A 10,688-nucleotide genomic window follows, 5' to 3' on the forward strand; every position below is an offset into this window, starting at 1 on the left:
GCAGGGTGTAGGTCTCGCCGGGGGCGCCGAACATCACCTCCTGATGGGCCACCAGGCCCGGCAGGCGGATCGAATGCAGCCGCAGCCCGCTCTCCCGCAGACCACCGCGGCAGCCCGCCAGGCTTTCGTGCTCCTCCACCTGGGCCGGATTGAAGGCCTTGCCCAGATCCTCCATCAGTTCGGCGGTCTTGATGCAGGTGCCGCTGGGAGCATCGGCCTTGCGGTTGTGGTGCAGCTCGGTGAGCTCGGCGAAGTCGTAGAAGCGGGCGGCGGCGGCGGCGGCCTGCTGCAGCAGCACCATGCCCACCGAGAAGTTGGGGATCACCGCTCCCCCCACCGACGCCTTCTCACTGAAGCTGGCCAGATCCGCCAGCTGCTGCGGGCTCAGCCCCGTGGTGCCGATCACCGGATGCACCCCGTAGGCGATCGCGGCGCGGGTGTGCTCGTACACAACCGACGGATGGGTGAAATCCACCAGCACGGCACCGCCGCCGGGGCCGGCATTGCGCACGCTCTGGCTCACCTGGCAGAGGGTGCCCTCGAGATCGGCGGTGATCGCCAGCTCCAGCTCCTCCAGCCCCAGCTCAAGCCCGACGTCGACACCTTCCTTGCCGGGGGTGGTGTCGATCGCGCCGACCAGGGCGCAATCCGGTGCCGCCAGCACGGCCCGCACCACCTCGGCGCCCATGCGGCCCAGGGCACCGGCCACCACCACCGGGATCGGAGCAGCGGCGGGGGTGGCGGAAGGCATGGCTGGGGGAACGGGAGCGCTCGTCATGGCGATCGGCGGAACCAGGCGAGCCTATGCGGGCTTCCGAACCGGCCATTACGCCGGCAAGGGCCGATCCGCAAGCCCTGTAACGCCTTGAAAGAAGGGCTCGCGAGAGTGCACGGCCCTTCGTAGGCTCCTTCACATTGCTCAATCCGCCCGCATGTTCACGCAGGTCCGCTCCGCCAACCGCCGGGTCAGCCCTGCCAGCCGTGAGGGCCGCGCCGTGATGAAGGCGGTGTATGTGGTGCTGGAGCCCCAGTACCAGAACGCCCTCACCACCGCTGCCAACAGCCTCAACGACCAGAACGGTCCCCTGGCGATCGAACTGAGCGGCTACCTGATCGAAGAACTGCGCGATCCGCAGAACTACGCCGATTTCTGCGCCGATGTGGCCGATGCGGATGTGTTCATCGCCTCGCTGATCTTCATCGAAGACCTGGCCCAGAAGGTGGTGGAGGCGGTGGCGCCCCACCGCGACCGGCTCAAGGCCGCCGTGGTGTTCCCCTCCATGCCGGAGGTGATGCGTCTCAACAAGCTGGGCACCTTCTCGATGGCACAGCTGGGCCAGAGCAAGAGCGCCATCGCCAGCTTCATGAAGAAGCGGAAGGAGGCCAACAGCGCCGGCTTCCAGGACGCGATGTTGAAGCTGCTCAACACCCTGCCCACGGTTCTCAAGTACCTGCCGGTGGAGAAGGCGCAGGATGCCCGCTCCTTCATGCTCAGCTTCCAGTACTGGCTGGGCGGCACGCCAGACAACCTGCGCAACTTCCTGTTGATGCTGGCCGATAAGTACGTCTTCCCCCGCAGCGGCCATGACCGGCCGGAGCTGCAGGTGGCCGAGCCCGTGGTTTTCCCCGACCTGGGCATCTGGCATCCCCTGGCTCCGGGGATGTTTGAAGATCTGAAGGAATACCTCAACTGGAACACCAGCCGATCCGACCTCTCCGACCAGGCCCGCCAGGGCCCGGTGATCGGCCTGGTGCTGCAGCGCAGCCACATCGTGACCGGCGATGAGGCCCACTACGTGGCCGTGATCCAGGAACTGGAATACCGCGGCGCCACCGTGATCCCGGTGTTCTGTGGCGGGCTCGATTTCACCAAACCGGTGAATGCCTTCTTCTACGACCCGCTCAACCCCGACCAACCGCTGGTGGATGGGGTGGTGAGCCTCACCGGCTTCGCCCTGGTCGGTGGCCCCGCCCGGCAGGATCACCCCAGGGCGATCGAGGTGCTCAAGACCCTCAACCGCCCCTACATGGTGGCGCTGCCGCTGGTGTTCCAGACCACCCAGGAATGGGAGGAGAGCGACCTGGGGCTGCACCCGGTGCAGGTGGCCCTGCAGATCGCCATCCCCGAGCTGGATGGGGCGATCGAGCCGATCGTGCTGAGCGGCCGCGACGATGCCACCGGCAAGGCCCACACCCTGCAGGACCGGGTCGAGGCGATTGCCGAGCGGGCGATCCGCTGGGCGTCGCTGCGGATCAAGCCCCGCAGCGACAAGAAGCTGGCAATCACCGTGTTCAGCTTCCCTCCCGATAAGGGCAATGTGGGCACCGCCGCCTACCTGGATGTGTTCGGCTCGATCCACCGGGTGCTGGAGGAGATGAAGCGCAAGGGCTACGACGTGCAGGGCGTGCCCCACACCCCCAAGGCACTGATGGAGGCGGTGATCAACGATCCCGAGGCCCTGCAGGGGGCACCGGAACTGGCGATCGCCCACCGCATGAGCGTGGAGGAATACGAGCGGCTCACCCCCTATTCCCAGAGGCTGGAGGAGAACTGGGGCAAGCCCCCCGGCAACCTCAATTCCGACGGCACCAACCTGCTGATCTACGGCCGCCACTTCGGAAATGTGTTCGTGGGGGTGCAGCCCACCTTCGGCTACGAGGGCGACCCGATGCGGCTGCTCTATTCCCGCAGCGCCAGTCCGCATCACGGCTTCGCGGCCTATTACACCTATCTCGAGAAGGTGTGGGGCGCCGATGCGGTGCTGCACTTCGGCACCCACGGCTCGCTGGAGTTCATGCCCGGCAAGCAGATGGGCATGAGCGAGATGTGCTATCCGGATTCCCTGATCGGCGCCCTGCCGAATCTGTACTACTACGCCGCCAATAACCCGTCCGAAGCCACGATCGCCAAGCGACGCGGCTATGCCGCCACGATCAGCTACCTCACCCCCCCGGCCGAAAATGCCGGTCTCTACAAGGGGCTGAAGGAGCTGGGCGAGCTGGTGGGCTCCTACCAGCAGTTGCGCGAAAGCTCCAGAGGTGTGCAGATCGTCAACGCGATCGTGGAAACGGCGCGCCAGTGCAACCTTGATAAGGATGTGACCCTGCCGGAGGGGGAAGCCGCCGAGCTGAATCTGGATGGCCGCGATGCCGTGGTGGGGGCGGTGTACCGCCAGCTGATGGAGATCGAGAGCCGGCTGCTGCCCTGCGGCCTGCACACGATCGGTAAGCCCCCCACCGCCGAAGAAGCGATCGCCACCCTGGTGAACATCGCCGCCCTGGAGCGGGAAGAGGAGGGCATCCGCTCCCTGCCGGCCCTGCTGGCCCAGAGCCTGGGGCGCACGATCGAAGCGGTGTATCGCGGCAACGATGAGGGGGTACTGGCCGATGTGGAGCTCAACCGCCGTATTACCGAAACCAGCCGCCTGGCAGTGGGGGCGATGGTGCGGGAGGTGACGGGCCGCGATGGCCGGGTGACGCTGCGGCGCAACTTCGGCTGGCTGGTGAGCCTGCTGGAGCGGATCGGCTTCAAGCTGCCCAGCCCCTGGCTGCGGGCCTGCTGCGCTGCGGGCTTTGTGAGCGTGGATGCGGGCGAACTCGACAAACTGTTCGCCTACCTGCGCTTCTGCCTCGAGCAGATCTGCGCCGATATGGAAATGGAGAGCCTGCTCAAGGCCCTCGATGGCGAATACGTGATTCCAGGGCCGGGCGGCGATCCAATCCGCAACCCGGGGGTGCTGCCCAGCGGCAAGAACATCCACGCCCTCGATCCCCAGGCGATCCCCACCCGCGCCGCCATCGCCGCCGCCAAGGTGGTGGTGGATCGGCTGATCGAGCGCCAGAAGGCTGAGCAAGGCGCCTGGCCCGAAACCATCGCCTGCGTGCTCTGGGGCACGGACAACATCAAGACCTACGGTGAATCCCTGGCCCAGATCCTCTGGTTCATCGGTGTGCGGCCGGTGCCCGATTCCCTGGGCCGCGTCAACAAGCTGGAGCTGATTCCGCTTGCAGAGCTGGGCCGTCCGCGGATCGATGTGGTGGTGAACTGCAGCGGTGTGTTCCGCGATCTGTTCATCAACCAGATGGGCCTGATCGATCAGGGCGTCAAGATGGCCGCCGAAGCGGACGAACCGCTGGAGAGCAACTTCGTGCGCAAGCACGCCCAGGAGCAGGCGGCCGCCAATGGCATCAGCCTGCGCGATGCCGCCACCCGCGTGTTCTCCAATGCCAGCGGCAGCTACTCGTCGAATGTGAACCTGGCGGTGGAGAACAGCACCTGGGAGGAGGAAGGGGAGCTGCAGGAGATGTATCTGAGCCGCAAGACCTTCGCCTTCAATGCCGACAATCCCGGCGAGATGAACCAGAAGCGGGAGGTGTTCGAATCAGCGATGAAAACCGCTGACGTGACCTTCCAGAACCTCGATTCCGCTGAAATCTCGCTCACCGATGTGAGCCACTACTTCGATTCCGATCCCACCAAGCTGATCCAGGGCCTGCGCGACGATGGCAAGGCACCGGCGAGCTACATCGCCGATACCACCACCGCCAACGCCCAGGTGCGCTCTTTGAGTGAAACGATCCGCCTCGATTCCCGCACCAAGCTGCTCAACCCCAAGTGGTATGAAGGCATGCTCAATTCCGGTTATGAGGGCGTGCGAGAGGTGGCCAAACGGCTTAACTTCACGCTTGGCTGGAGCGCCACCAGCGGCTCGGTGGATAATTTCGTCTATGAGGAAGCCAACGACACCTTCATCAACGATCCCGAGATGCGCAAGCGGCTGATGGACCTCAACCCCCACAGCTTCCGCCGCATCGTGGGCACCCTGCTGGAGGTGAATGGCCGCGGCTACTGGGAAACCAGCGATGAGAACATCGCCCAGCTGCAGGAGATCTACCAGGAGATCGAAGATCGGATTGAAGGCGTTACGCCCCAAGGCTGAACCTTCAGAAGCCAAACCGCAAAACTCAGGCTGAAGACCTAATTGAGCAGATAACCCACACCACGGATGGTCTGAATGAGCGGCTCCAGATCGGGCCGCTCAATTTTTTTACGCAAATAGCGGATATACACTTCCAGAATATTGGCATCACCAAAGAAGTTCTCCCCCCACACCGCCTCAAGGATGCGCTGCCGCTCCTGCACCTGGCCGGCGTGACGCAAGAGAAACAGCAACAGGTCGTATTCCTTCACCGATAATCTGATTGCCGACCCGGCACGCTGCACCTCACGGGTTTCGGTATTCAAGGTGAGATCCTTGTGGCTTAGCAGATCACCAGCAGCATCCACGTGACCCATGCCGGAGCGTCGCTGCCACACCCGCAAGCGAGCCAGCAATTCCTCAATGGCATAGGGACGGCTGATAACATCATCAGCACCAGAATCGAGGAGAGCCACACGATCAGAGAAGTCACTGGAGTCGCATAGCACCAGCAGTGGAGTCACTGATCCGCTATCACGAAGCCTGGAGCACAGCTCAGAAGCATCGGACAGGTGAAGAGCGGCATCAATCAGGGCCGCCATCGGGCTCTGCTCCTGCATCCGAATCAACACATCTTCACTAGAGTCACAAACAATGATGCGATAACCAACCGCATCACAGGTTTTCGCCAGACGTTGAGCTTCGAGACCACACGCCTTTAACACAAGAAGAGGTCGATCGGGAACCACCGAAGGAAGAATGGACAAGGCGATCGATCGGACGGCTTCGGTTCAGCCACTCTCAAAGTACGATACCTCCCAATGGACATTCAGTCTGCACATGAAAATGCCGCCCCCGGAGAGGAGGCGGCATGAACGGCCTAGCTGACGAATCAGCTAAGGAACAGGTAGAGAATCAAGTCAACCCATCACGCCAGGATCGTCGTAGACGTAGTGGGTGGCGCCACTATCATCAAGAGATACATCAGAGTGAAGCGGATCATGCTGAGACAGATCATGACTGTCATCCGAAGAATCATGCAGACTCGAATCAGCCAAACCTGAGTCCATCCCACCACTGGCTGGATCATCGAGAAGGGAATCCTGCGTCGTATCAAGAATGGGATCAACCAATGTGATGTCATGCTGGTATTCAGCAAGATCGTCATCCGTAACGGGCTGATCATCCAAGAGCTGAGTGACCAGACTCGATACATCAGCCACTTCATCCTGAACAATAGCATCGTCTCCGATGACAACATCATCAGCTGTGACGGAAGAATCAAGAGAACCTGAGGATGAAGAATCAGCAAGAAGCTGAGACGGATCAGCCAGAATATCATCAATCAGAGTATCCAAAGGCACAAGATTGACATCGTCGTAAATCGAGTCAACGGCACCGTCATCAACAGCGGATTCAGTTCCAGTGTCAACCGTGCCATCGATAGCATCACTCAAGGAGTCTAAAGACGGCTGGTCAACAAGATCACTGGAGCTATCAGCAGGGTCTAAGGTGTCGAGTGAATCAGAGGCATCATCAACCACCGGGGAATCGGGATCGGCAGAAAGGGTGCTTGATGCAGCCAGCTGATCTACGAACGACGGAGGCAGACTGGCCAACGCCTCCTGGAACTCCTCAGCACTGATCACCGAATCTTCGTTAGCAGCAGTGAGAAGCTGATCAAAGACCGCCATATCACTCAATTCCAAGGAGCCATTGCTATAAGCATCGAGCAGACCTGAGAGCGTATCCAAAGCCTCGGATGAAAGATTGCCAGAGGCAACAGATTCAAGCACCTCAGCATAGGATCCCTGTGTCAGTTGCTGCACATTGCTAATGGCAGCAAGCGCATCATCTTCAGGGGCGAGACTATCGATACTATGTTGCAAAGCATTCTGACTAGCAACCATAAAGTTGATGACCTCTGGGGTCATAACGTCTGCAAGGCCCAGCTCATTGCCGATTGTGGTAAGCAAGGAGGAATTGCTGAAGTCTGCCCCCGTAGCAGCTGTGCTATCACTGTCGCTGAGATCAGCGTCTAGACTCGATGTAACTAAGGACGTGCTGATCGCAGAGAATACCGGATAAGAAGCATGCGCTTCATCGGTTCCCAACTTGATCGCAGCCAGCTCCGAAAGCTGAACCGCAAGGGTCATCACAGCGGAGTTCTGGAGCAACACCTGCGAGGTACTGGCGATCGGGTTGAGGCTGGAAAGGCTCGTTCCAGGTGTGAAGCCAAGTCCATCAACAAGAGCTGAATTAGCTTCATCGAGACTATAGCCATCTTCAAGGAGCGTCTGCAGCAGGGAAGTCAGAGGGCTGACAACTGAGGAGCCAACTGATCCATAGAGATTGATATCGTAACTAAGGCCCGTATCAATATCAATACCACCGTTCATCACAAGCCTAGCCTCACCCAAGGTGAATTGACCATCACCATTAACATCCAACTTGGCAATATCAATGACGTAATCAATGTGGCCATATTGATTTGAAACTCCAATCAACTCATCCTCCTGTATTACCCCGTCTCGGTTGATATCCATGTAGACGGTTGCACCAACAATCACGCCATCAATTGTTGCCGTTGAAGAGGCAATAGCAATCCCGTTCGGCAATGATGTGGTGCCAGTGTTACCTGCATCCGAAAGAACTTTGTTATTCGATAGCTGGATCGTAAAGACATCTGCAGCAGTAGCATCACTATAGCCAACAGTCACAGTGTACTCACGTACCGTGGTGCTGCCACTGCCGCTGACAATGCTTGCGGTAGAGACTTGGACCTGTGAAATGTTAGCAGCCTGAATCACAATCGTATCAAGGCCAGCCTCAAAGTCAGTGATCAGATCAGTACCGGAACCTCCCTCTCCCTTCAAGAACAGGAATCGATCTGCTCCGGTACCACCAGTGAGTTGATCCGCACCACGGCCACCGGCAAGAATATCGCTACCTGTCCCACCCAAGAGAAGATCATCGCCACGCAAACCCAGCAATACATCGTTACCATCTCCCCCGGAAATTAAATCACCTTGGCGAGCAGTGATGTTGATATTGTCAATAAAGACATATTCACCGTTATCCATTGCTCCATCAGACTCCAAACGTATTTGAAGGGTTGAGCCGGAAAGATACTGACTAATATCCGTTGTAAATGTACCCGTTCCTTGATCGTTACCATCGAGCTCACGCAACTCAGTCCAGCTACTCCCATTACTACTGATATAGACACGGGTGTCCTCACTTGATGCGTCAGTATTTACTTCCCAATCAAAGCTTAGGGTTGCCAAGTTATAGCCTGCAGGGATTGCGATATTTCCACTAGTAAGCGTAGCAGCATCAGAATTATCATTGCTTCTGCCCTTAAACTCGAGCTTACCACTAGCGTTAATAAAGAGGTCGCCACCAGTGGCACCGCCGCTATCATTACTCTCCGACCAGGCAATTGGCCAATTATCACCTGCGACCGGCGAGCTAGGCGGTGCATAGCTTTGACCAGTAAAAGACTCGGTGATGCTAAGTGGAGTTAAAGTTGAATCAGCATCTCGACCAATCAGAAGTTCGTTTCGATAAGTACCGACAAGTGAGTTACTACCCGCTTGAGAGCGGTCAAGAACGACGTTAGCAGTATTCGAATCTGTTCCAGTAGTGTTAGCATAAGTAAAGCTACCGCCGTTAGAATCATTAGCATTTGCCTCGGTAAACGTAATGGTTCCGCCACTTAATACAGCAGAACCACCAGCAGCGTCTGAAACAGCGGTAACCACTTCGGAGCCATCGCCACCCGTATCGTTGGCAAGCAAGGCCCAGGTTGGAATAGCGATTGCATCAAGACCTGCAACTGCAGATTGGTTGGTGAGAATCAAGTCATCACGGACAATCAAGCTGTTACTATCTGGATTAATGGTGATCGTCAAGGAAGCCGAGCTCGAATCTCCATCATTGTCAACAAGAGTATATGTGACTACTTCATCAAAAGCATTATTAATGGCTGAAGATTCGGGTGAGACATAAACATAGCTACCGGATGCCATGCCTACAACAAGCTTCCCACCAGCGCTTGTATTAACTGACCATTGATTAGAAGCTGTATCAAAAGTACCGTTATTGGTACCATCAACACTGGAAGTGTCAGTAGCCAAGTCGTAAGAATACTTTGTCCCATTGACAGTGATATCAGCAATGAAGCCACCATCGGCACCCAAGCCAGTAATCACATTGCCACTGGCTGTAGTTACAGCAACACCCAGCAAAGAACTGCTAAATGTATTTACTGTGTCCTGCAGAACTGCGTCAAGTTCATTCAAGTCTGTAACGACAATCGAGTCTGTATCAGTACCCGTTAATCCATTGTAGGCAATTGGATCAAGTGTCTCAGCAGTGGCGCCGCTTCCGACCCCAATCGCAAAGGCATTAATATCATTTGCGGCCAGAAAGTCTTGCCAGTCAGCCATCTCTGACGCCGAGATTCCATCATTGCTATTAGTATTTGTCGTTGAGAACACGACGTTTCCATCGGCATCCACGACAGGCGTATCGCCCGATGTCAAGCCACTGGTATTGGGTACACCATCAGAGAAGAAGTAAAGCACATTCTGTGCATTCGCAATCCGATCCTGACTTCCATCTACAAAGTTATTCCACGCCATATTGAGAGGGGCATCATAATTTGTATTTCCACCAGCTGTTAGCCCCTTAATAGCCGCCTTTGCATCATCAGCCGATCCCCAATCCACTAAGGTGGAGGCAGAACTACTAAACACAATCACACTCACCTTGGTTTCGCCAAGGGCTTCGTACTGTTCAAGGAGCTCAACAGCTGAATTAATTTGAAGCTGCATACGCGACATGTCTCCAACTCCAGAAGAGTCGTTCATACTTCCGGAGACATCAATAACAATCTGGAGATTCGTATTGGTTGAATTATCAGTTTTGAAGTCTACAGAAATATCACCAGCGACCGGAATATCATCAACTACCTGAATATCGAACGAGGTAGTTCTGTAGTCGCCGTCAATGTCACTCACGGTCACCGATAGACTCTCGACGATGTTGTTCTCACCACCACCTGTCGAATGGGTCAGAGTATTATCATCAAGGGTATAACTGTAGTTAAACGTACCTCCAACTAGTTCACCGGTGGTGGCATCCGTATCAGCACTGAAACCCGTAATCGTCAGCGTGCCGTAAGCAGCTGTCGTCACCTCTGTACCGTCACCGACATAAACACCATTGGCAACTAACGCCGTCGTTCCAATGGTCACATCATCAGCGCCATCGACTGCAGTAAAAGAGAAAGATCCAGTTTTCGTCAACGCACCGAGATTCGGCGTTGTACCATCAAGGAGATCGTCCTCGTCAACGATTACTTCAGGGCCGTTTCCATCAAGGCCTGTGATCGTGACGAAATGGTCAACAGAACTCGTATCCAAGGCTTCATAGTTGCCACCAGAAGTCGTAGCAATTGCTACTTGATCTGTGTTTGATTCAACCACAGAACTGATACTTCCGCTAGTCTGCCCCACCTCAATCGTAATTGTCTGGCCATTATCCAAGTCGATTAACAGGTCACTGCCCGTAACCTCATTGTCGACTTGTGCCGTGATCGTCGCCTGACCAGTTTCCTCGTCTACCATCACAAGATTCAGGCTCACCGCCGTGATGTCGGTCGTGTCTTCCACAACGACCTGCGCCGTCGCTGTCGTATCCAGCGATTCGTATTCCGCTCCGCCCGTATAGCTGCTGATGCTGACCGTATTGGTCTCGCCATCC

The 10,688-nt window shown here is 56.8% G+C and carries 4 protein-coding genes; 1 reads left to right on the forward strand and 3 read right to left on the reverse strand.

The window, feature by feature from the left end; translation table 11 throughout:
• The coding region (dapB, locus tag VB716_RS15430; RefSeq protein WP_323270941.1) for a 4-hydroxy-tetrahydrodipicolinate reductase at positions 1 to 751 on the reverse strand (751 nt) is incomplete at its 3' end.
• A gap of 181 nt (positions 752 to 932) precedes the next feature.
• Between dapB and VB716_RS15435 the strand changes: the two genes are divergently transcribed.
• Positions 933 to 4,940, forward strand: coding sequence for a magnesium chelatase subunit H (locus VB716_RS15435; RefSeq protein WP_323270942.1), 4,008 nt, complete (start codon positions 933 to 935; stop codon positions 4,938 to 4,940).
• Between the two features lie 38 nt (positions 4,941 to 4,978).
• On the opposite strand, the gene VB716_RS15440 is transcribed toward VB716_RS15435, so the two are convergent.
• Together VB716_RS15440 and VB716_RS15445 are read right to left on the reverse strand one after the other, a co-directional pair.
• Positions 4,979 to 5,686: a response regulator transcription factor gene (locus tag VB716_RS15440; protein WP_323270944.1), complete on the reverse strand. Its 708-nt coding sequence runs from the start codon at positions 5,684 to 5,686 to the stop codon at positions 4,979 to 4,981.
• Between the two features lie 153 nt (positions 5,687 to 5,839).
• Positions 5,840 to 10,597, reverse strand: coding sequence for a beta strand repeat-containing protein (locus VB716_RS15445; RefSeq protein WP_323270945.1), 4,758 nt, complete (start codon positions 10,595 to 10,597; stop codon positions 5,840 to 5,842).
• Positions 10,598 to 10,688: the final 91 nt, after the last annotated feature.

It is taken from the genome of Synechococcus sp. CCY9201 (assembly GCF_034931105.1).
Classification (GTDB): domain Bacteria; phylum Cyanobacteriota; class Cyanobacteriia; order PCC-6307; family Cyanobiaceae; genus CBW1002.

Coding starts and splice junctions, on each gene's coding strand:
- VB716_RS15435 (WP_323270942.1), top strand. CDS start 933: ATGTTCACGCAGGTCCGCTCCGCCAACCGCCGGGTCAGCCCTGCCAGC.